The following is a 23,672-nucleotide window of genomic DNA, read 5'->3' as shown; positions in this document are numbered from 1 at the left end:
AAAAGTTCGAGGCCAAGCTGACTGAGTCTATGTTGAAGTGTTACTCTCGGCGCGAGCGGTTACCGCCATTTCCGCTAGTTCTAATGCCAGTTCGTCCCCTCAGTCTGCCAGGCTGTGCCAGGTTTCTCGTTGCAGGAAGCTGCCTTCCACGTTGTTCTCCATTTTGAGGAACAGTGGCCAGGGGACGGTAAAGGAGGCGATGTATTTGCCGAGTGATGCGCGGACGTTCTTGCGCGCGGAAAGATCGGTCATGCCAATGAGAGCGCGCGGATGATCGCGTTCGAGTTCCTGGCAAGAGTAAATGCCGATCACCTGACATCCAGCGGCCCATGGAATGCCGACATTCTCTGTCTGCGGGCGGGCGTAGTTGGCGAGAACGACGAGCGCTGAGAGCGCGTCAGGCTCAACGAAGAAGGTGACGCTCTTGACGTCATCATGGGCCGGATCGAGTTGCTCGAGCGGCTTGAATACTACGAACTTATCTCCGATGTCACGCATCGGCATGGAATCCAGAAAGCTATGTGTGCGCTGCTGGTCTTTGATGTAGCGCTCGCCAAGCAAGAAGTTATCGGCAAGACGTGCTCCGGCCCCTTGGGCCATTTGTTCCCCGATTTGTTTGCCGATGGGGTCGGATTGGTTTCCGTCGGAGAGGAAGCGGCAGAGGCACTCAATGCCGCCCGGGAAGGCTTCGTATTGATTGCCGAAGCCAAGACCGACACCGCCTCCCCAGCAGCCATAGGTGTGGCGGTCGAAGGCCGCGACCTTGCCCTTTGCGGCAACGCCGGCGATGAGACTTACGACGCATCCCCAAGCGCCGGGCTTGAAGCGAAGCGCCGACTCGGGCGCCGAATCAGCCCAGGTGAGAACCACTGGATTTGTCTTGAGTCCGATCGCCCCAGCGATTTTGCTTTGCATGGTGCTCTCCCTTGCCGATGAGTTGATCGTAGCAATGCGCTTGTGGACAAGATGTGACGGCAGTCACCGGGATTGCGTGCACCCGGGCTCGCCGCGAATGTTTGTCCAACGTCCTCTTACACGGCTGCGGTGCAGGCCAGCGCGTGTTCTACCGCTGCTTCGCTGTGAATGGTCGTGGTGTCGAACATGGGGACGGCGCTATCCGCTTGCTCCAGAATCATCATCAACTCAGTGCAGCCGAGAATAATGCCTTCCGCACCAGACGCGATTAGTTCTGCGATGACCTCGCGCAGCTTTGCTTTCGATTCGGGATTCACAACACCGTAAACGAGTTCGTCAACGATGACACGATGCAGAAGTTTGCGATGGGCCGGACAAGGCAGCATTACGGCCAGTCCAAACTTGTCGCGCAGACGGCTCGTGTAAAACTCCCGCTCCATGGTGAACGCGGTGCCGAGCAGTCCCACGCGCCGGATGTCACGGGCAATGATTCGTTCTGCTGTCGCATCGGCAATGTGCAATAAGGGAATACCGATTGCCTGTTCGACTTCTTCAGCGGCGATGTGCATGGTATTGGCGCAGATAAGAACGAAATCCGCGCCCCCACGTTCGAGTCGTTTTGCCGCGTCTACCATGATCGCGGCTGCTTCATCCCACTTGTCAGCGAACGTCCGTTGCGTGAGTTCTTCGAAGTCGATGGAGTACAGCAGGAGCTTGGCGGAATGGTGCCCACCGAGGCGTTCGTTTACCATTTTGTTTATCAGCGCGTAGTAATGCGCCGTGCTTTCCCAACTCATCCCGCCAACCAGGCCAATGGTCTTCACAAGTGACAACCTCCAGTACCTGGAATTGTAGCCTTGTACGTTGCTGATTGGACGAGGATGAGGCACGCTCCTCGGGCGTCTAAAAGCAAGCGGCGCGACACATTCCACGCTGTGTCGCGCCGTGCTGACGCTGCGTCTTACGCAGCGTTGCGCAGAAGGATCACCGTGGCATCGTCGTGCAGCCCGCATTCGCCGCCAAACTGACGAATGGCTTCCATCAATTGAGACACGCTGCAATCGTGGGCCGCGATGAATTCGTGCAGGCGGGCACTACCGAATTCCTGGTCCTGGCAATTCAGCGCTTCGGAGATTCCGTCGGTATAGAACAGCAGACGGAAATCATGGCAGAGGGTCAGGGTGTGCTCGGTGAACTGACTGGGAAGCAACCCGAGCGGCAGGCCTGCGTCGGTGTGCAGCGGACGCACTCCATCCTCATGGCACAGCAAGGGCCAGGGATGGCCGGCGCTGGCGAAAGTGAGCGTGCGACGCTCCGGATCGAGCAGCGCATAGATCATGGTTACGTAGCGGCCAGTCGGCACGTCGTCGAGCAATAACTGGTTGACTCGAGCCAGCACCTCGCCCGGACCGCTGGCGAGAGGCGCGAGCGAACGAAGTATGCCGCGGACGGCTGCCATCAGCAATGCCGCAGGCATGCCTTTGCCGGAGACATCGGCGAGGACGATGGCGACGCGCCCATCGCTGAGCGGAATGAAGTCATACCAATCGCCACCGACGGCGCCAGCCGGTATCCACTCCGTCTCGAGTTGAAAGCCCGGGAGCGCCAGCGTATTGCGCGGGAGGAGGCTCTGTTGAAGCCGACGGGCCTCATCCTGTTCGTCGCGTATATGCTGAGTTTGGCGACGCTCCTGCCTGATTCGCTGCGCGTTGTCTACTGCGACTGCGATGTGGCCGGCCAGCGCCTTCAAAAGTTCGACTTGCGCCTTTGGGAAAGCGTCCAGTTCGTGGTGTGATGCACCGAAGACGCCGATCACGCGTTCGCCTACCTTCAGGGGAATAATGACCTCGGAACGCGTCTCAGGTTCGCATGCGCGGTAATGCAGTTCCTGCGAGACATCCGGCGCATAGTGGGGCCTGCCGGTGGCCAGGACCTGGCCAGACAGACCTTCCGTTACCGGCCAGCGCTCACCCTTCTGGGACTGAGTGCAGCCATGCACGGCTGCGAGATGGAATTGGTCGCCGTCCACCAGCAGAATGCTGGACTCGATGCAGCCAAACTCCACAGCGATGCGGTGGACGATGGTGTCGAGGAGCTCGTCGAGCTCAAGGATGGAGCTGATTTCTTGTGCAGCCTTCTGCACAGAAACCAAAACGTCCACTCGGCGCTGCTGAAAAATTGCGGGGCTCGGGGCAAGAAAAGAATGGGTTGCATTGCTCGGCATGGGAAAGTCCCTTCATCGCACCCCGAATTAGATTCCGAACCCTGTTTTCTGGATGCGGAACGGAGCGACGAACTTCTCTTGCGCCGGACTTCGCTGAACGTGCTCTCGCCAGCTAGTCTGCCGCCCGCCAGTGCGGGCTGATTAGGGTAAACTGTAACTTCGCCCGATCAATTCCTCTTGCAGTTGGCCGCCGACATTAGCGCCAGCAATGGACCCTGGCCCGCCGAGGTGTGTTTTCGCGGTGGATTTCTAGAATCGCTCGATCAGTGCCTGCCTGGCGTCCGCCGAGGTTCTGCTCTGACTGCGGTGCATGGGAGAGGGATGAATCGCATCCTTTTAGTCGCTCTAATTCTGCTCAGTGGGACAGTGTTTGCGCAGGACTCCAAGGTCGTAACTAAGACCCAGGATCTGCCGATTCACCGGGAAACTGTGGTCGTGACCGGCAGCTATCAACCGGTTGAGGTTAATGACTCTGATCGCAGTGTCAATGCCATCGAGGTTGGCCTCAGGGTTCCGCTCTATCGCAACTTCGTGGATGTACTGCGGGCAGATCCGGCCTTGGATTTGCGACAGCGTGCGCCCGGAATTCAGACAGACTTGTCGGTCCGTGGAGCTTCTTTCGAGCAAACGCTGATACTGGTCGATGGCCTCAGAGTCAACGACGCCCAATCCAGCCATCACAACATGGATCTCCCACTTCCGTTCGAGGCATTGGATCGGGTCGAGATTCTGCATGGCAGCGGATCAACCATGTATGGAGCAGACGCAGTCGGCGGTGTGGTGAATTTCATTACGGCGCCCGCCAGCATGAACGAATTGCGATTCGCCGTCGGAGGAGGGAACTACGGGACGGATCAGCAGCGGGCGCAGCTATCCCTGGCTGGCAAAAACTTTTCCCAGCGGTTTAGCGCCACGCGAGAGCGTTCGACAGGATTCATGGCCGATCGCGACTATCGTAGTCTCGGCATTGCCTCAGAATCCCACGTGAAGACGAGGCTTGGCGACAGCACAGTCCTGCTTGGGCTCAGTGACCGGCCTTTTGGAGCAAACCAGTTCTATGGCAATTTCGATTCATGGGAGCGGACTAAGGGATGGTTCGTGGGAGCCAAGCAGGAGTTGGGCGCAGATACGAGAGTTGATTTCGGCTATCGCCGGCACACCGATGTTTTCATTTTGTCTCGCAAAAATCCCGCCTACTACGAGAACAACCACGTCACTGAAAGTTTCCAGGCATCACTGCGACGGCGCCGTGAGCTAAAAGAGAATCTGACTCTTTTTTATGGTGTCGAAGGCTACCGCGACAACATTGCCAGCAGCAATCTCGGGTATCACGGTCGCAACCGCGGCGCTTTCTACGGCAATCTTGATCTTCGCCTGAATCGATGGACATTCTCGATTGCCGGACGTGAGGAACTGTACGGAGGGACAAACAACGAGTTCAGCCCTACGCTCTCGGCCGGATATCGACTGTCGGAGAAAGTGAAGCTCCGGGCGTCGGCCGGGCACGGCTTTCGGCTGCCAACCTACACAGACCTCTACTATCGCGACCCGGCAAATCAAGGTAATCCGGCCTTGCGAGCCGAAAGTGCCTGGAGCTATGAGGGCGGCCTGGTATGGCATGGCAACCCACGATTGTCAGGTGAGTTAACACTCTTTACGCGTCGCGTTCGGGATGGCATCGATTATGTGCGCTCGACAGGTTCGGCTCCCTGGCAGGCGGCAAACATCGATCGGCTAAACTTCACCGGCATTGAAGCAACCTCCAGGCTACGCTTAGGCCAATCGCAGGAGTTGCAGCTTGCCTGCATGTGGCTGCATGGCTCGCAGGCTGCTGCACTCACTGGGCTTCAATCACGCTACGTCAGCACTCACCCCGTCAAGCAGGGAACCTTGGAGTGGCGAGGTTTGCTGCCCGCACGGCTCGAACTGCGAAGCCGGCTCGGAGTCACGGAACGTATTGACCGTGCGACGTATCCGCTCATGGAGGTCTCAGCAACGCGCCAGTTCGGTGCGCTTCGTCCCTACATACAACTCACCAACGCTACCAGTACCGGATACGAGGAGATTCAAGGCGTTCGGATGCCCGGTAGACAAATAGTGCTTGGAGTTGAGTTCCGGTTAGGTCTGGGAAAGACCGCTCGTTAATTCCAGCAGTGGGAATACTTGTAAGCGAATGCGGAGATCCCTGCCAGAAAACCCAGTGTAGTTGCTCCAGGCAATGCAACGTGGTCCAGTTCTTTCTTGCTGCCCGCCTTCCGCTCGCATTTATCAGGAGCGTGTGTGACAAAAGTCATAGCTCCCACTGCGGACTTGAGCAACAGTGCACGCCCGAAGAGATGAAATTCGAGCTACCCGCAACATACGTCTTCATTCACTAACTGTTCCGCCGCGTACTTATCTGCAACGGCGGGAAAGCGGGGGCCGAATGGAAGACACGTCCGTGTATTTCGGGGTGGAGTGTCCGCACTGCAAACGGCAACTTCCTTTAGTTGAGGTGATCTCTGCGCCGCACGTGATCAGTTGGCATATCCCACGTGTGAAGCCGTTTCGGGTCGACTGTAAGGCGTGTGGATTTTCGCGAGAGTACCGTTCCGAAGACTTGTTTGTGTTTCCCGGTCCCTCGCCTGCGCCCGACTTCGACATGCACCCGGTGTTTCGATACATCAACTTCTGATTCTGAGACGAAAAATTGCGAACCCGTGACTTTTGTCACAGGCAAGCGGAATTTATGGGTAGTTAATGACTTGCGCATCCAGAGGTCGGTCATGATCTCGATGACATCCGAGTACGCGTTGCGCGCGATGGTCTGGCTGGCAACACAACCAAGCGGACGCGCGATTCTCGGCAGGGAACTGGCGGAATGCTCTGACATTCCGGCCAATTACCTGGCGAAGATACTTGTGACGCTCCGGAATGCGGGGCTGGTGGCGACGGCACGGGGCACCGGTGGCGGCTACATGTTACAGAAGCCAGCCGACGGCGTCCGGTTGAGCGAAATTGTGGAACTGTTCGAGGGTTCGCGCGTGGGGTGCGGATGCCTGCTAAGCCGTTCGAGAGAATGCACGGGCAGAGATGCCTGTTCAGCGCACGAGGCATGGCAGCAAGTGAGGAACGTCTACAAACAGTTCCTTGATGAAACTACGCTTGCTGACATTTCGGTCCGGGGCTCGAGGGGTACTTCCAAGGCATTTCAAGCTGCACCGTAAGTTTTTGATTGTCGCAAGGGAGGGCACAGTGGGGTGCTTCCGCTCTTATAGAACGAACGTGCGATATATAAACTTGCTGCTGGCGCTGATTCTGCTATGCGTGGTGAAAGCGGAATCTCAGGCTGTTCCGCCAGCTGACTACTTCCGTCAGAGTTGCGCGAGTTGTCACACAGTCGGAGGCGGACGCCTCGTCGGTCCAGATCTGAAGAACGTGACTCAACGGAAGGACCGGGCGTGGCTGGCCCAGTTCATTCAGGCCCCGAAGTCTGTCATCGACAGCGGCGACGCCTACGCAGTGCAACTGCAACGCGACGCGCAAGGTGTCGTCATGCCGACACTGGGTCTAGACACGGCGCGCACGCAAGCTCTGCTAGACCTCATCGACGCGGAATCCAAGCTCCCAAAGTCACAATTCGCAGGAACCCAGATCAGTGATCGGCCATTCACTGCTCGCGACATAGAGATGGGGCGCGCAATCTTCACTGGCACACAACAGCTCAAGAACGGCGGACCTGCCTGCGTGTCGTGCCACACGATGCGAGGGCTGGGAGGACTAAGCGGCGGACGCCTCGGTCCGGACCTGACGCTTGTGTACGAACGCCTGCAAGGCCGCAAAGGACTGGGCGCGTGGTTAGTGAATCCGGCAAGTCCCACAATGACGCCGGTTTTCGGTAAGACTCCGCTGCACGGCGACGACATTCTTCCGCTGCTTGCGTACTTCGAGGATGGCGCGAAAAAAGGCGGTTCTGACAACACGGCCGCTCGGTTGAATTTCCTGCTAATAGGACTCGGTGGAACGCTCATCGGGCTTGTCGTGCTGGATGGGATTTGGAAAAAGCGATTCCGCGGCGTGCGCCGCCAGTTAGTACATAAGAAGCGAGGTGAAGAGTGAAGACGCGCGACGCGATTTCCTGGATCAAGGATGAAGTTGACCCTCGGCTGAGAAGTTGGGAAGAGTTTTACCGGAATCGGTGGCAGCACGACAAAATCGTGCGCTCGACACACGGCGTGAACTGTACGGGTGGGTGTTCGTGGCAGATCCATGTGAAAGACGGCATTGTGACGTGGGAGATGCAGGGCCTCGATTATCCCATGCTGGAATCGGGCCTGCCGCCCTATGAGCCCCGAGGATGCCAGAGAGGCATTTCGTATTCCTGGTATCTCTACAGTCCTTTGCGCGTGAAATATCCCTATACCCGGGGGGCGTTGCTGGATTTGTGGCTTGAGGCGCGCGCACAGCATGAAGATCCGGTCGATGCATGGAAGTCGCTGGTCGAAAATCCCGAAGCTCGACGACGTTGGCAGCGTGCGCGAGGCAAGGGAGGATTCCGGCGCGCCGACTGGGACACAGTACTCGAGCTGATGGCTGCCGCGCAGATCTACACGATCAAGAAATGGGGTCCGGATCGGATCGCAGGCTTCTCTCCCATTCCAGCGATGTCCATGATCAGCTACGCCGGTGGCGCCAGGATGTTGCAGCTCATGGGCGCTGTTTCGCTTTCGTTCTACGACTGGTACTGCGATTTGCCGCCAGCTTCGCCCGAGACATGGGGAGAGCAGACAGATGTGCAAGAGTCGGCGGATTGGTACAACTCAAAGCTGCTCGCCGTGATGGGCTCGAACCTCAACATGACCCGTACGCCTGATTGCCACTTCGCTGCCGAGGCGCGGCACAACGGCTCGAAGATGTGGGTCTTCACGCCAGACTTTGCGCAGGTTTCGAAGTACGCGGACGAATGGGTGGCGATCAACGCCGGTCAGGATGGCGCGTGGTGGATGGCGGTAAACCACGTCATTCTTCATGAATTTCATCACCAGAAGCAGACGCCATACTTCCTCGATTACGCAAAGAAGTACACGGACTCGCCATACCTGGTAGAGATCAACGAGGTGGACGGCGAGTTTCGTGCAGGGAGACTGCTGCATGCCAATCGATTGCGCGGGTACGAGGGCACCGAGAATGGCGAGTGGAAGTTCCTCATGTGGGACACGAAGGACGGCCGCCCGAAGATGCCAATGGGCAGTTCCGGATTTCGCTGGGGAAAGGAAAAAGGTAAGTGGAACCTGCTGCTGAAAGATGGAGTGGACGGTACGGAGATCGATCCGGCATTGACATTCCTGGATGATCGCGACCACGTGGCGGCGGTTTCATTCGACGATTTTGGCGAAGGACGCCGGGTGAAGCGGTGTGTCCCTGTGCGGCGACTGGAAACTGCGGATGGCGGTACGGTGACCGTTGCGACGGTTTACGACCTGTTGTTTGCGCAGTACGGAGTATCGCGTGGGCTGGCGGGCGACTATCCGGCTGACTACGACGACGAGTCCCAGGCGTATACGCCCGCGTGGGCGGAGAAGTACACCGGCATGGGACGGCAGATGCTGATCCGCTTTGCACGCGAGTGGGCAAACACGGCCGAGGCGACGAATGGCAAGTGCACGGTCATCATCGGTGCCGGAATCAACCACTGGTATCACGGCAATCTGATGTACCGGGCGGCAATCCATTCGCTCATATTCTGCGGATGTATCGGCGTAAACGGTGGCGGCCTTGCGCATTACGTTGGGCAGGAAAAACTGGCGCCCGGCGAATCCTGGGGTGCGCTGGCATTCGGCAAAGATTGGGTGCCCGCTTCCCGGTTGCAGAATGCGCCGAGCTGGCACTACGTCAATACCGATCAGTGGCGGTACGAGCGCTCGTTCACCGACTATCACACGGTGCCTCAGATAAACGGAAACAGTTCGCTTGCTAAAGGCCACACGATGGACTTGCAAGTCCGGGCTGTCAGATCAGGCTGGCTACCTTTCTATCCGCAGTTCAACAAGAGTTCTCTTGAACTCGTGCGCGAAGCCGAAGCCGCTGGGGCGCACAGCAACGAAGAGATCGTCGACTTTACGGTCCGGCAACTCAAGAACAAGAACCTGAAGTTTGCGGTCGAAGATCCCGACGCGCCAGAGAACTGGCCGCGTGTGTGGTTCATTTGGCGCGGCAACGCGCTCCTGGCCAGCGCGAAGGGGCACGAGTACTTCTTGAAGCACTATCTCGGCACCCACTCAAACCTGATCTCGAAAGACATGGCGGAAGGCAGCGTTGAGGACGTGGTGTGGCACAAGGAGGCGCCGGAAGGGAAGATGGATCTCGTCGTCGATCTTAACTTCCGAATGGACACGTCGGCGCTGTACTCGGACATCGTGCTTCCGGCCGCGACGTTCTATGAGAAAGCCGACTTGAACTCGACCGACATGCACAGCTTCATTCATCCGCTGTCCCCGGCTGTGCCGCCCTCGTGGGAATCGAAGAGCGACTGGCAAATTTTCCGTGCGGTTGCGAAGAAGTTTTCCGAGTTGGCGCCGAAACATTTTCCGGAACCGGTTCGCGACATCGTGGCCACACCGTTGGCGCACGACACGGCGGCGGAGATCGCCCAAGTTGAGATCAAGGACTGGACGAAGGGTGAGTGCGAGGCGATTCCCGGCAAGACCATGCCGGGTCTTAAGGTTGTGGAACGTGATTACAAGAATCTCTACAACCAGTACATTTCGTTCGGACCGCAGGTGGCTGCCAACGGATTGGGCGCGCACGGCACGCATTATGAAGTTAAAGACGAATACAAGACGGCAATACGCGAATGCCCAACGGTGGAATGGAACGGAAATAAATATCCATCGGTGCTCGAAGATGAGCATGTTTGCAACCTGATCTTGCGCTTCGCCACAGTAACAAATGGCGAACTGGCCTATCGCTCCTACAAGAACATCGAGGAGAAAGCCGGAGTTCCGCTGGTACACCTTGCGGAGCGCAATCGTGGAACGCGAGTGACCTTCAAGGACCTGCAGGCACAGCCCCGGCGCTTCATTAACAGTCCAATGTGGTCTGGGCTCACAGAGAACGGCAGAGCGTATTCGCCATTCACCTATAACGTGGAATGCATGGTACCGTGGCGAACGCTGACGGGCCGACAGCATCTCTATCTCGACCATCCGTTGTATATCGACTTCGGCGAACACCTTCCGACATACAAGCCCAAGCCGCTTCCGGTGCAGTACAACGACATCTGCTACAGCCTGCCCGACAACGCGACCAAGATGCTGAATTATTTGACGCCGCACGGCAAATGGCACATTCACTCGACGTATGGCGACAACCAGCGAATGACGACTCTTTCGCGCGGTGTGGAACCGTTCTGGATAAACGACAAAGATGCGGCCGAAATCTTCATTGAGGACAACGACTGGGTCGAGGTGCATAACGACAACGGCGTCGTAGTCACGAGAGCGGCGGTGAGCGCACGCATTCCGCGCGGCATCTGCATCCAGTATCACTCACCGGAACGCACCTACTCTGTGCCGACATCGCCTCTGCGTGGTAATAAACGCGCCGGCGGACACAACAGCCTCACGCGCACGCGACTCAAGCCGAACCTGATGTGCGGAGGTTACGGTCAATTCACTTTTCATTTCAATTATTGGGGACCGATCGGTTGCAATCGCGACACGCACGTTCTTGTGCGCAAACTGCCGGACCTGAAGTGGTAACGCGTAAGGGGAAATGACGATGAACGTGCGCTCGCAAGTTTCAATGGTTTTCCACCTGGACAAGTGTATCGGGTGCCACACGTGCTCCATCGCTTGCAAGAACATCTGGACCGATCGTCGCGGTACGGAATACATGTGGTGGAACAACGTGGAAACCAAGCCCGGGACGGGCTATCCCACGACTTGGGAAGACCAGTCGAAGTACAACGGCGGCTGGGAGAAGAAGGGCGACGAGATTCAGCTGAAGTCGCAGAACAAAGGTGACGCGCTCTTCAAGATATTTCACAACCCAAACCAGCCGACCATGGACGACTACTACGAGCCGTGGACCTACGACTATCAAAACCTTTTCAACGCTCCAGAGGGTTCGGACCAGCCGACGGCCAAGCCGATCTCGATGGTCACAGGCGAGTACATCAACATCGAAGCCGGTCCGAACTGGGACGACGATCTCGGCGGCTCACCTGTGTATGCCGCAAACGATCCCAATCTCGACGCGCTGACACCGGAGCAACGGGAGCAATTGTTTGCCACCGAACGGCTGGTGTTTTTTTACTTCCCTCGCATTTGCAATCACTGCCTGAATCCCGCGTGCGTGGCCGCGTGCCCATCAGGTGCGCTCTACAAGCGCGGCGAAGATGGCATCGTGCTGATTGACCAGCAACGGTGCCGTGGATGGCGCGCGTGCGTAGCCGCATGCCCGTACAAGAAGACGTACTTCAATTGGTCTACCGGAAAGTCGGAGAAGTGCATCCTGTGTTTTCCGCGCCTGGAGACCGGACAGGCACCGGCCTGCTTCCATTCGTGCGTCGGTCGCATTCGCTACCTTGGCGTGCTGCTCTATGACGCCGACCGAATCGAGGAGGTCGCAAAGCTTCCGGATGATCAACTCGTGGAGGGACAACGCTCCCTCATTCTGGATCCGTTCGATCCAGCAGTGATTGCGGCAGCTCGCGCCAACGGAGTTCACGATTCGGTAATCGAGTCGGCGCAGAAGTCGCCGGTCTACAAGTTCGTAAAGATTTGGAAAATGGCCCTGCCTCCTCATCTCGAGTACCGCACGCTGCCAATGCTTTTCTACGTGCCGCCGATGTCGCCGGTCATGGCCAACAAGGAAAACGACATCATCGACCACAATACGACCGACTTCTTCCATGACATTGAGAGTTCACGGGTGCCCATCGCATACCTTGCGAGGTTGCTTGGCTGCAACCAGGAGAGCAAGGTGCGCTACGCGTTGCGAAAGCAAAAGGCGGTGCGCTGGTACCGGCGGGCTGTAACCGTCGGCGACATCAGCATGGAAACAGCTCAGAAGATGCTCGCAGAGGCGGATTGTTCGCAGCAGGAGGCAGAAGCGATCTATCAGCTCACTTCGCTCTGCACCTTTGATGATCGGTTTGTGATTCCGCCGATGCACCGCGAAGAGGCGCTGGAGATGATGAAAGATCCCAACGAACACAAGGCAAGTACCGGCTTTGGGTTCGTCGGCGCGCCGCAGAGGGGGATGTAGACATGTATCGAACGGGCTACGAGGCTATGGCGAAGGTGCTGACATACCCCGACCAGGAGTATACCGCTGCGGTTCGGGCTTTCCGGGAGGAGATGCCAGTCGAATGTTCGGTGCAGGCCGTTGAGTTTGCCAGTTGCATCGAGGCCCTTTCCCTTCAGGTGCAACAAGAGCTGTTCACTCAAACATTCGACCTGAACCCAATGTGCTCGCTGGAACTCGGTTGGCATCTCTTTGGCGAAAACTATGAGCGCGGGCTGCTGCTCGTTCGCATGCGTGAAGAACTGCGTGCGGCTGGCGTTCCGGAGCGCGGCGAGCTTCCGGACCACCTGACGTATGCGCTCCGTCTGCTTCCCCGTATCGAGCGCGAGCGCGGCGCGGATTTCGTGTGCGCCATTGTTCTCCCCGCGTTGATGAAGATGTGGGAGGCGATGCGCGGAAAGAATAATCCGTATGAAAAGCTGCTGCAATCGCTTGCCGCACTTCTGAACTTGGATTTCCCTGATATCCCGCCGCCCGAGACCAAGGTCGAATTGCCCATATTGCCGCAGGAGGTGACGCTGTGACGAATGCTCCGCTTTTCGACTTGCTGGCTTTCGCTGTTCTGCCGTATGTCGCCCTCTTCACATTTCTGCTGGTCAGCATTCAGCGTTACCGGAAAAGCCCGTTTACGTACTCCAGCCTCTCTTCGCAGTTTCTTGAGAATGGAGAGCACTTCTGGGGGCTGGTGAGTTTCCACTACGGCATCCTCTCGCTATTCGTCGGGCACCTTATCGGACTATTGCTTCCCCAGCAAGTGCTCTGGTGGAACAGCCGTCCGGCACGGCTTTACGTGCTCGAACTGAGCGCGCTGGTTTTTGGCCTGATGACGCTCATTGGACTATGCAGCGCGGTGCATCGCAGGATTTTCACGAGCAGGGCGCGTCGGGTAACAAGCGCAGCAGACTGGGTTGTGCTCACGTTGCTGGTCGTCGAGGCGGCTGCAGGGATCTACATCGCTGTCTTTCACCCCTGGGGTTCCTCTTGGTTCGCAACATCGGCAACGCCCTACGTCCTCTCGATCTTCAAGTTCAACCCAAACGTGTCTTACCTTGCCACGTTGCCCTGGGTCGTGAAACTGCACATTGTGAACGCATGGCTTGTGATCGGGTTCTTCCCGTTCACGCGTCTCGTCCATGCCCTCGTAGTTCCGTTTCCGTATCTGTGGCGCAAGCCAGAGATAGCTCGCTGGTACGGAATACGACGCATGGACCCGATATGGATTCAGCGCAGCGCTACAACAACGACCGCTGCGATAAGAACTGCAAGAGCCTCCGGAGCGAAGAGGTAAGCCATGGTGATGAAACGACTGAAGCACGTTGCGGGCAGTTCCGTTACAACGATCCTGCTGCTCGTGGCACTGGGCTTCGCATTGCTCACTGCGGCACCCAATCTAGCTACGGTACATTTGCCCGGCAACCAAGCCGGATATGAGCCGGCACAGCCGATCGCGTTCTCTCACCGTCTTCATGCAGGCGAACTGAACGTCCAGTGCCTGTATTGCCACTCCGGCGCAGAGCGCAGCCGTCACGCCGGGATCCCAACGGCAAACACATGCATGAACTGTCACCGGTTCGTAACCACCACACGCGGGGCAATAAGGGCCGAGGACGAACTTGCGCAGCAGGAGAAGCGTTCTCCGCGCCGCATTGTCTCGCCTGAGATCCAGAAGATCTACGATGCGCTTGCGCTAGACGACAAACTGCAGCGAGAGCCGGGCAAAGCGCAGCAATCGCTCGCATGGACAAAGGTCTATAACCTGCCGGATTTTGTGTACTTCGACCACCGCCCCCATGTGAATACCGGCGTGGCTTGCCAGAGCTGTCATGGCCCGGTCGAAACGATGGAGCGCGTACGACAGACCGGTGACTTGAGCATGGGATGGTGCGTCAACTGTCATCGGGGCGTTAACCGCAATGGGCTCGACGGCAAGGGAAACTTCACCAGCGCACCCGCGCCTGCGGCTGCGAGCGTCAAGCAAGCGACGAGGCAGGTGTATGCCTCGACCGATTGCGCGACCTGCCACTACTGAGGAGCAGCGTGACTGAACCTGAAAAGAACCGTTACTGGAGAAGCCCGCAGGAGCGCGATGCCGATGTGGCAGGCGTAGAAAGCGAGTTCCCCGAAGAACTGCCCCGCGGCGCGATGATGCTTAAGCGGCGCGATTTCCTCCGAGTTGCCGGCTTCACTGCAGCTGCCGTCGCAACCGGTTGCAGCCGGGCTCCCGTACAGAAGGCTATTCCCATGCTCATGCCGCCGGAAGAGATTGTGCCCGGCACGTCGTTACAGTACGCGACGACTTGCGGCGGGTGTTCGGCGGGATGCGGCGTACTCGCGAAGGTGCGTGACGGCCGCCCAATCAAGCTTGAGGGCAATCCCGGCCATGCGTTATCTCGCGGCGGGTTGTGCGCGATAGGTCAGGCTTCTCTGCTCGGCCTCTATGATTCGCAACGCCTCACGGCACCGCTAAGTTCAGGGAAGAGCAGTACCTGGGAAGCGATAGACCGGGAAATCACGAAGGCATTGAACGACGTTCGTACGAATCAGGGCCGGGTCCGGTTTGTCACAGGTTCTATTACAAGTCCCACCGAACGCGCCAGCATAGGAAAGTTTCTTCAGAGTTTTCCGGACGCCAAACACGTCGTGTACGACCCGTTGTCGCATTCGGCAATCCTCGATGCCCACGAGCAGACGCATGGTTCGCGCGTGCTCCCACATTACAGATTCGATCGCGCCGAGGTCATCGTTGCTGTCGATGCCGATTTCCTCGGTACGTGGATATCGCCGGTAGAGTTCACCGCTGCGTATCGCGCTGGACGAAGTCTTGAGGGGCCAAAGCCTCGCGTGTCCTGGCACGTGCAGTTCGAGTCACGCATGACGGTGACCGGCAGCAAGGCGGATGAGCGGTACGCGGTTTCGCCGCACGAACGCACGGCAATACTTCAGCAGCTCGCCGACCGCATAGCCGCGGCTGCCGGCAAAGCCGTGGCTGCTCCGCAGGTTGCCCAAACATCGGTGCCGGCAGCCTTTGTCGAGACCGTCGCGCAGCGACTCTGGAAGGCGCGCGGCAGAAGCCTCGTTGTCAGCGGGTCGCAGGACATTCGAGAGCAGGTGCTGGTGAATTTCATCAATCACCTGCTCGGTAATTCCGGAAGCACGGTCGAGATCGACAAGCCTTCGTACCAGGCTTCCGGGAATGACCGTGAGCTAATCGCGTTGCTGGAGGAGATTGAGCAGGGGAAGGTGAAGGTGCTGCTCATCGCCGGTGTGAATCCTGTATTCGACTTGCCAGCAGCGGCGGCTATCAAGCGCGTTCCGCTGGTCGTCAGCTTTGCCCAGAGGGTGGACGAGACTGCATCGCTGGCGCACTACATTCTCCCGGAGCCGCACTCACTGGAATCCTGGCGGGATGCGGAACCGGTGGCCGGCAACGTCGCGGTGATGCAGCCGACCGTTCAACGTCTGGGACAGACGCGAACTCTCATCGAAACCTTGTCCGCCTGGAGCGACGCACCGGCCACCGATTACCAAATAGTCCGCGAATACTGGCGCACCAATATCTTCCCCCGACAATCGCAGTTCGCAGAGTTCGACGCATTCTGGGAGCGCACCGTCCATGACGGAGGCGCGAATGTGCAACCTCTTAGCTCTCCTGCCAGGAGCTTCAATCTTGCGACAGTCAAGCCGGCCGCGCCAGCACCCGCGCCACCGGCCGGTGCATACGCCCTCGTGCTCTACCCCAAGGTTGCGATGCTGGCCGGCAGTGAAGCCTACAATCCGTGGCTCCATGAACTGCCCGATCCCATCACGAAGATCACCTGGGACAACTACGCGTGTCTGTCGCCGGCGACGGCTTCGAAATTGGGCATAAGCGAAGGCGATGTAGTGCGCATCAGCCGTGAGGGCGCGTTGCTCGAGTTGCCGGCCTACGTCCAGCCAGGTCAGCACGACGCCGTGGTTGCGGTCGCGCTCGGATACGGCAGCGTGCTGAGTAGGCGCTTTGCTGAAATCGGACCTCGCTGGATCGACGCGCTTCCGAGCGTCGGAGCAGACGGTTTCGTTGGCAAGAACGCCGCGGGATTCCTTCACTTTGCCGGAGGAGCTGCGCAGATGGAGTCCGTAGTCGCCGTGAGCAGGACTGGCGGCCGGCAACCGCTTGCATCCACGCAGACCCATCACACGCTGCGGGCGCCGGAAGGGCTGGCAAAGCTCAGTCCGGAGTCGCGACCAATCATTCAGGAGACAACGCTCGCGGCGTTTCTCGAAGACGGCAAGTCTGGAGTGCATGAGCATGAGGCCAGCGAGGACCTTTGGCCAGCCGACCATCCCTACAAAGGTCCGCGTTGGGCGATGGTGGTGGACTTGCAAGCATGTACAGGCTGTTCGGCGTGCGTGATCGCCTGCCAGGCGGAAAACAACATCCCGGTTGTAGGCAAAGACGAAGTACGGCGCAATCGCGAAATGCACTGGGTGCGCATCGACCGTTATTACGCAGAGCGGCCCGATGGGCGCATTGACGTCGCACACCAGCCGATGATGTGCCAGCAGTGCGAGAACGCTCCGTGCGAAACGGTGTGTCCGGTCCTGGCTACGGTTCATAGCGAAGATGGGCTCTCGCAGCAGGTTTACAACCGCTGCGTCGGCACGCGCTATTGCGCCAACAATTGCCCCTACAAGGGGCGCCGCTTCAACTGGTTCAACTACGCGCACGATGATCGGCTCCAGAACCTGGTGCTGAATCCGGATGTGACCGTCCGTTCACGCGGCGTAATGGAGAAGTGCAGCTTCTGCGTTCAGCGCATTCAGGGCGCGAAGATCGATTCGAAGCGGCGGGGGACGTCGATCGCAGACGGGGAAGTCCAGACCGCGTGCCAGCAATCGTGTCCGGCGCGTGCCATTTACTTCGGCGATCTCAATGATCCCAAGAGCGAGGTGAGCCGCAAGATGCGTGATCCGCGGCGTTATCGGGTCTTGTCCGAACTCAATGTCCGTCCTGCTGTCGGTTATCTAACCGTAGTGCGCAACCGCGATGAAAAGCCGGGAGGTGGGCACAATGGCTGATGTTGCGATTGCTCGCAGTCCGGAACCTGCATCCGATTCGATTGCCCACCCTCTGATCGAGGGACTCAAGTCGCTGAGTTCGGTGACGCGCGATGTGCTCGCGCCGATGGAGGCGCGGCCGACAGGTCTCTGGTACGCCGCGCTGGCAGCATCGTTGGCGCTCCTTGCCTTGGGAGCAACGGCGATTACCTACCAGATTGCTACTGGTGTTGGCACCTGGGGCCTCAATCGGACTGTCGGTTGGGCGTTTGACATCACAAACTTTGTATTCTGGATCGGCATCGGCCACGCCGGCACGCTCATCTCGGCCATCTTGTTCTTGTTTCGGCAGCGCTGGCGCACGTCGGTGAACCGCGCCGCCGAGGCAATGACGATCTTTGCCGTGATGTGCGCAGGCATCTTCCCCATCATTCACACGGGCCGGCCCTGGTTCGCTTATTGGATGATGCCGTACCCAAACTTCCGCGGCCCGCTTTGGGTCAATTTTCGATCGCCACTGGTGTGGGACTTCTTCGCGATCTCGACGTACTTCACCGTTTCCGCAACATTCTGGTATATCGGGCTGCTGCCGGATCTCGCGACGATTCGGGATAAATCGGAATCGCCCTGGCGCCGGCGACTTGCAGGCTTTCTTTCGCTAGGCTGGAACGGCTCGTATCGCACCTGGCAGAGGTACGAAGTCGTTTACCTGATGCTTGCCGGGCTCGGCACTCCGCTGGTGATCTCCGTCCACACCATTGTCAGTTGGGACTTCGCGACCGCAGTGCTGCCCGGATGGCACGCGACGATTTTTCCACCGTACTTCGTTTCCGGCGCGATCTTCAGCGGAATGGCCATGGTGCTGACGCTGATGATCATAGCTCGCAAGTTGATGCGGCTCGAAAGCTACATCACTATTCGACATCTCGATGCCATGTGCAAGCTCGTGATCGCCACCAGCGGCATCGTCGGACTTGCCTACGCCACGGAGTTCTTCACCGCCCTGTACTCCGGCAACCCTTACGAGCAGTTTGTCTTTGTCAATCGTGCGCTCGGCCCCTACGCGTGGGCATACTGGACGATGGTCACATGCAACGTTGTTGTTCCGCAGGTGCTGTGGTTCAGTCGTGTCCGACGCACCGTTGCTGCCATCTTCCTGATTTCGCTGTTGGTGAATGTAGGAATGTGGTTCGAACGTTTCGTCATTATCGTAACGTCGCTCCACCGCGATTTCCTGCCCGCAAACTGGTCCACCTACGCGCCCACCCAAATCGAAGTCGCAACGCTGCTCGGGAGCTTCGGGCTGTTCTTTACTTGCTTTCTTCTCTTTTGCCGATTCCTGCCGGTGATCGCAGTTGCGGAGGTCAAGGGAGTGCTGCAGCGAACGTGGCCTCATTCTCACGTTGATCGTCAGCAAGAGCTGCCGAAGGAGGCTGCTCATGTCTAGCCGAAGATTGATCGGAGTGTTCGAGCGCGAGACGCAGACCGTCGAGGCCATAGAGGCTTCACGGCAAAAAGGACTCAAGGTGGTCGATGTGTTCGGTCCTCATTCCAGTCATGAGATCGAACACGCGATGGCACTACCGCCTTCGCGAATTCCCTGGATCGTGTTCGCGCTCGGCCTCCTAGGGGCGGGGCTGAAGGTATGGTTCGAGTTCTGGACGACTGCACAGGATTGGCCGCTCAATGTTGGCGGCAAACCGTTTAACTCGCTTCCGGCATTCGTCCCGGTCACTTTTGAAGTAATGGTCTTGTTCGCGGCCGTTTCTGCCGTGCTGGCCTTCTTTGCGGTATGCCGACTCTTTCCTGGAAAGAGGGCGGTTCTGCCAATCGCAGGGCTCACGGATGACCGCTTCGCAGTCGTGCTCGAACAAACGGACTCCACGTTCGACGTCAGAACTGTTACTGCCATGTTGTATCAACTCGGGGCGGTTCAAGTGAGGGAACAGCTGGTCGACGAGGTGATGGCATGAACTCGACCTTTCGAGTGCTGATGAATGCCGCGTTGCTTTCTGCTCTAGCCGCGATTGTGACCTCGAGTTGGCTCTTGCGTAGTAACACGGCGAATACCAACTATGAATTCCTGCCCGATATGGCCCACTCGGCTCGCTACAGCGCTTACTCACAGAACCCGAACTTCTCAGACGGGAAGACGCTTCAGCAGCCCCCGCAAGGCACCATCGCGCGAGAGCACCTTCCCCTTCATTACACGGCAGCACAGCCAGATGCATTGCGAGCCGGCAACGAACTCGTTAACCCCTTAGGCAGCGGAAACGAGAATTCCATTCAGCGCGGGTCAAATGTCTATGGGAACTTCTGTGCTGTTTGCCATGGCGCCGACGCGACAGGCATGGGGCCAGTAGCGCAGCGTGGCTTCCCGCCTCCGCCATCCCTCTTACTCCCTCATGCCCTACAGATGAAGGACGGGCAAATGTTTCACGTTCTCACTTATGGACAAAACAACATGCCTTCGTATGCAGGCCAGCTCAGCACGGAGGACCGTTGGAACGTGATCACCTATGTTCGTTCCGTACAGGCCGCAGGAGCAAAGACGGCGAGCACGGCACAAAGCGGTATCTCGCAGAACGCTACTGCTCCAGCAGGAGGCAAGTGATGAGTTCGTCAGAGTTTCACTACGATGCGCCTCATGCTGTTACAAGGGGCTTCCGGCTGGTAGCCCTCATTGGCGTGATCCTGACTCTCGCCGGATTGTTCGTGTCTGCGGATCGCACCTGGGCGAGCATTCTCCTCGTCAGCTACTACCTGCTCGCCTTGGGACTTGCGGGCGCGGTATTCATCGCGTTGCAGTACGTTACCGGTGCAAGCTGGGGGGTGGCGCTGAGGCGAATTCCGGAGGCGATGACACTTCTTGTGCCCATCGGAGGAATAGGCATCCTGTCGGTGTTGCTACTTCATCCGTCGCTCTACCCATGGAGCCGCCCGGAAGTTCAACACGAGCTGCCGGCGTTCCGGCACTGGTGGCTCGGCATCACGTTCGTCCGCGCAAGGGCTGTGCTGTACCTGCTCATCTGGATCGGCTTTGCACTTGCCCTCTTGCGTGGTTCACGAAAGCAAGACAGGGATGGCTTGTTCGCACATACGAGAACCAACGTTCGAATCTCCGCTGCGTTTCTCGTCGCGTTTGCGATCACCTTCTGGCTGGCGAGCGTTGACTGGATCATGTCGCTCGAACCCGATTTTGCCAGTACGATTTTCGGTATGTACAACTTCGCTGGCCTGTTTGTCAGTGGTCTCGCGGCGATGACACTGACGGTGGTGTGGCTGCAAAAGCGCAAGCCTTTGAACGCAGTTATCAACCGCCATCATCTGCACGACTGCGGCAAACTGATGTTCGCCTTCAGTACCTTTTGGATGTACCTCTGGTTCAGTCAGTACATGCTGATCTGGTATGCGAATCTCCCGGAAGAAACCGGGTATTACGTGCAGCGGCTGCATGGGTTTTGGCAGCCACTCTTCCTGCTGAATCTCGCGCTCAACTGGGTAATTCCATTCTTCGCGCTTCTGCCGAAGTTGAACAAGCAAAATGCAGGCGTACTTACAAAAGTTTCTTTGGTGCTGCTCGCGGGCCGATGGCTCGATCTTTACCTGATGATCGGTCCTACACCCGCGGGCGCTCAGCCTCGCATAGGGCTTTGGGAGTTCGGATGCGTAGCGACTGCGGTCGGCCTATTCGGCATTAGCTTCTTCCGAGCGTTCGGTAGCGCACCTGCTGTCCCCATCCGCGATCCATACTTGGCAGAGAGTGTCGAATACCATGCCTAAGGAAATACTCCTGCAATTACGCGTGGATGGCAGTAGCCGTGCCGAGCCTTGCCGGTACGATCCCTGCCACCTGCGACAAGCCGACAAGAGCAATCCGATATTCCCAAATTGAATACCCCGTCGTCACTAGGTGACTTTGGTGTCTTGTTTGAGCGACGGCGCCTAGTTAGTATCTCCCTACCACGACGCCGAGTGGGTGTGCTCGGCGAGATTCTTGTTCAACAACAATCCAATAGGTTTTGTGCGCACGGGTGTCGCACTCATGGCGACATGTGCCCGAGGAGTTTTTTTGCCAAGATCATGTTTACGGTTCATCTTCGCCATACTGATATCAATGGTGGCTGCCGCGGCCGTCGCGGAAGGCCCCGGGCAGATCGACGCCGATCGGGCGCGCGGACAGCAGGTCGGGTACAACGCCTGCCGGACTGTTTGCCGCCCCACTGTTCCCGTAGGCAACCAGGCAAGCGCAGGGTTCGTCTCAGGCTGGATCACTGGATGCAATCTCGCGGGCGGCCCAGCAGCGGCCTGCCAGCAGGGGAATCAGCAAGGGCCTGGAACTGGTAATCCGCAACCGCCCGTCAATACGACTCCTGTGAACCCGACAGGGAAGGACCTGTACACTTCGGGCGACATGGACGGCTATATCGGCTGCATGTCTTCCGCGAACCTGAACCGAACAATCACTGTTCCTGAGGAGTTCTTCAACCACGTTCCGTACGTTAACGGTTACTACGACGGTTGCGTTCGCGCCCTGGCCGAATGGGCGAAGAAGAACGCGACGAAACCGCTACCGGTGATGCACCTGCCGGCGGAGGGCAAGACGAGTCAGGCAAACTACGAACGTGGTCGCCAAGAGTCCGAACTCTCGTGTGCCGATGGAAAGAAACCTGATTACGAGGTGCGCACCGAGATATCTGGCCCGGACTTTGCTCGCGGTTTCCAGGACGGCTGTGCGGCCAAGCCTCTGACGCAGTTGGCCGCGAGCCTTTACGCGGACGCCGGAAATTCAGGCGATCGCGCGAACGGACTCATGATCGCCGCACACGAAAGGGCGAGCAGCGCCTCTTCGCAGAAGGTGCAGTCGTATCTACAGTTGAGTCAAGTTGGTAAGGATCTCGCCGCGGCGGGCAAGCGCCTGCGCGACGAAGCGCTCAACCTGTCACGAGCCGCCAATCCAACACAGCAGCAACTCGCATCGCTGCAAGCACGCGTACGCGATTATGTGGAGCGAGTGCAGGCGGGCGAGAAGAACTACTACGAATTAAACAAGGCTTCCGAGCCCACGCCTCCACCCCCGACGCTGGAATCGTCCAACGACGAGCCGCCGATTTCGGCTCAGGAAGCCGTGGCTTTCATCCGTTCGCACCCAGAACTCGTGCCTAAGGCGCAGGAAATCGTGCGCTCTATGCAGGCTTCGGGAAAAAGCGAGAATCAGATCGAACTGGCCATCCGCCAATTCGCCGCAGTCAACCGGGTGACCGTTGACACGCGTGTCCAAGGCCGGCAGAACGCCAGCAACGGCTCACAAACTCCACCGCTCAGCTCCGGCGAAATCAACAAGATGATTGCGGAGACCCCTGAGCTTAAGAAGCAGATGCAGGACTATGCGGCCGAACTGCGCAAACAGGGCAAGTCCAACCAGGATGTGCTTGAGGCCGTCTACCAGCGCATGAACGAGATCCACGCCGAGCAGGTACGGGCAACATCGCCGATTCAGACCCCGCAGCGGTTCCAATCGGGCGATGCCGGAAGCGACGGCGGCGCGCCGGTCGGTCGATTTGAATCAGGAGAAATTGAAAAGCGCCAGGCTGGGGACGTGCAACGCAGGAACTCGCAGGGCATCGACCGAAAGCAGGCAGACAGTGTTGCCACCAAAACGCCCGACGCTATTGGTCGAGATCGTGCGCAATCCGTTCAAGGTACCAAGGCCAACGGAGTGCAGACCTATCAGGCGGATAGCGTGCGCGGCCTTCGTTCCCAGGATGTACGTCGCACTCAAGCACAAGACGTGCAGCTAACGCAGGCGCAGAATGTGCAGCAGTACCGCGCAACGGAAATCCAGCGAGATCAGGCGCAGGATGTAAGGCCGTACCAGGCAGAGGACGTGCGGCCCAATAAGGCGCAAGACGTGCAGTCGCGTCGAGCGCAGGACATCCAGCCGTACCGGGCCGACGACACGCGTCCGCAGGCGCGGCTTGAAATTGGACCAGAGCCACGCAAGGATTCGAAGCCGAGAAATGACAATAGTGCGGGCTCTGCCTTCATGCACACCTTCGGTCTGGCCGTTCCCGGTGTCGTTTATTCGTACGACAACTACGCGGCCAACACGCGCACGACGGTTACCGCGACGGGCACTGTAACCAAAAGCGCGGTGCGCATCAGCCCCGATCACACCTATCAGTGGAATAGTGCCTGGGACGGTCGC

General features: G+C 58.3%; 17 protein-coding genes. 14 read left to right on the top strand and 3 right to left on the bottom strand.

All coding sequences use genetic code 11. The features are described 5' to 3' along the window. Positions 1–99: 99 nt before the first annotated feature. The 3 genes from VN622_08595 to VN622_08585 all read right to left on the bottom strand — a co-directional run bounded on the left by VN622_08595 (position 100) and on the right by VN622_08585 (position 3,076). The gene (locus VN622_08595) at positions 100–915 is read right to left on the bottom strand and encodes a DUF169 domain-containing protein (GenBank protein ID HWR35909.1); all 816 of its coding nucleotides are present in this window, start codon (positions 913–915) and stop codon (positions 100–102) included. Positions 916–1,031: 116 nt separating this feature from the next. Next, positions 1,032–1,739 (bottom strand): aspartate/glutamate racemase family protein, encoded by a 708-nt coding sequence (locus VN622_08590; protein HWR35908.1) that lies wholly within the window; start codon positions 1,737–1,739, stop codon positions 1,032–1,034. Between the two features lie 137 nt (positions 1,740–1,876). Next, complete coding sequence (locus VN622_08585; protein HWR35907.1) at positions 1,877–3,076, bottom strand: GAF domain-containing SpoIIE family protein phosphatase; 1,200 nt, start codon at positions 3,074–3,076, stop codon at positions 1,877–1,879. Between the two features lie 384 nt (positions 3,077–3,460). Between VN622_08585 and VN622_08580 the strand changes: the two genes are divergently transcribed. The 14 genes from VN622_08580 to VN622_08515 form a co-directional block, all read left to right on the top strand. Beyond that, positions 3,461–5,284, top strand: coding sequence for a TonB-dependent receptor (locus VN622_08580; protein ID HWR35906.1), 1,824 nt, complete (start codon positions 3,461–3,463; stop codon positions 5,282–5,284). A gap of 620 nt (positions 5,285–5,904) precedes the next feature. Beyond that, a complete protein-coding gene (locus tag VN622_08575; GenBank protein HWR35905.1) occupies positions 5,905–6,345 on the top strand; it encodes an Rrf2 family transcriptional regulator in 441 nt (146 codons plus the stop codon). A 58-nt stretch (positions 6,346–6,403) separates the two neighbouring features. After that, complete coding sequence (locus VN622_08570) at positions 6,404–7,237, top strand: c-type cytochrome (GenBank protein HWR35904.1); 834 nt, start codon at positions 6,404–6,406, stop codon at positions 7,235–7,237. Between the two features lie 14 nt (positions 7,238–7,251). Beyond that, a complete protein-coding gene (locus tag VN622_08565) occupies positions 7,252–10,878 on the top strand; it encodes a nitrate reductase subunit alpha (protein ID HWR35903.1) in 3,627 nt (1,208 codons plus the stop codon). Between the two features lie 19 nt (positions 10,879–10,897). Further along, positions 10,898–12,388, top strand: coding sequence for a nitrate reductase subunit beta (narH, locus tag VN622_08560; GenBank protein ID HWR35902.1), 1,491 nt, complete (start codon positions 10,898–10,900; stop codon positions 12,386–12,388). A gap of 2 nt (positions 12,389–12,390) precedes the next feature. Further along, on the top strand, positions 12,391–12,951 hold the full coding sequence (locus VN622_08555; protein ID HWR35901.1) for a hypothetical protein: 561 nt from the start codon (positions 12,391–12,393) through the stop codon (positions 12,949–12,951). Continuing rightward, complete coding sequence (gene narI / locus VN622_08550; protein ID HWR35900.1) at positions 12,948–13,715, top strand: respiratory nitrate reductase subunit gamma; 768 nt, start codon at positions 12,948–12,950, stop codon at positions 13,713–13,715. The genes VN622_08555 and narI overlap by 4 nt, the downstream gene beginning before the upstream one ends. A 3-nt stretch (positions 13,716–13,718) precedes the next feature. Then, positions 13,719–14,456 carry a cytochrome c3 family protein gene (locus tag VN622_08545; GenBank protein ID HWR35899.1) on the top strand — a complete coding sequence of 246 codons (738 nt, stop codon included), beginning with the start codon at positions 13,719–13,721 and terminating at the stop codon, positions 14,454–14,456. An 8-nt stretch (positions 14,457–14,464) separates the two neighbouring features. After that, entirely contained in the window at positions 14,465–17,485 is a 3,021-nt protein-coding gene (locus VN622_08540) for a Fe-S-cluster-containing hydrogenase (protein ID HWR35898.1), read from the top strand. Continuing rightward, positions 17,478–18,911 carry an NrfD/PsrC family molybdoenzyme membrane anchor subunit gene (gene nrfD / locus VN622_08535; protein HWR35897.1) on the top strand — a complete coding sequence of 478 codons (1,434 nt, stop codon included), beginning with the start codon at positions 17,478–17,480 and terminating at the stop codon, positions 18,909–18,911. Before VN622_08540 ends, nrfD begins: the two co-directional genes overlap by 8 nt. Further along, positions 18,904–19,437, top strand: a complete 534-nt coding sequence (locus VN622_08530; GenBank protein ID HWR35896.1) for a DUF3341 domain-containing protein — start codon at positions 18,904–18,906, stop codon at positions 19,435–19,437. The genes nrfD and VN622_08530 overlap by 8 nt, the downstream gene beginning before the upstream one ends. Then, positions 19,434–20,078, top strand: a complete 645-nt coding sequence (locus VN622_08525; protein ID HWR35895.1) for a cytochrome c — start codon at positions 19,434–19,436, stop codon at positions 20,076–20,078. Before VN622_08530 ends, VN622_08525 begins: the two co-directional genes overlap by 4 nt. Beyond that, on the top strand, positions 20,078–21,247 hold the full coding sequence (locus VN622_08520) for a hypothetical protein (protein HWR35894.1): 1,170 nt from the start codon (positions 20,078–20,080) through the stop codon (positions 21,245–21,247). Before VN622_08525 ends, VN622_08520 begins: the two co-directional genes overlap by 1 nt. A gap of 289 nt (positions 21,248–21,536) precedes the next feature. Next, positions 21,537–23,672, top strand: a 2,136-nt coding sequence (locus VN622_08515) for a hypothetical protein (GenBank protein ID HWR35893.1), incomplete at its 3' end; no start/stop codon positions are given.

The organism is Clostridia bacterium (assembly GCA_035561135.1).
Taxonomy (GTDB): domain Bacteria; phylum Acidobacteriota; class Terriglobia; order Terriglobales; family Acidobacteriaceae; genus DATMYA01.
Note: the sequence above shows the minus strand (reverse complement) of the source record. Positions and strands in the feature narration are given on the sequence as shown.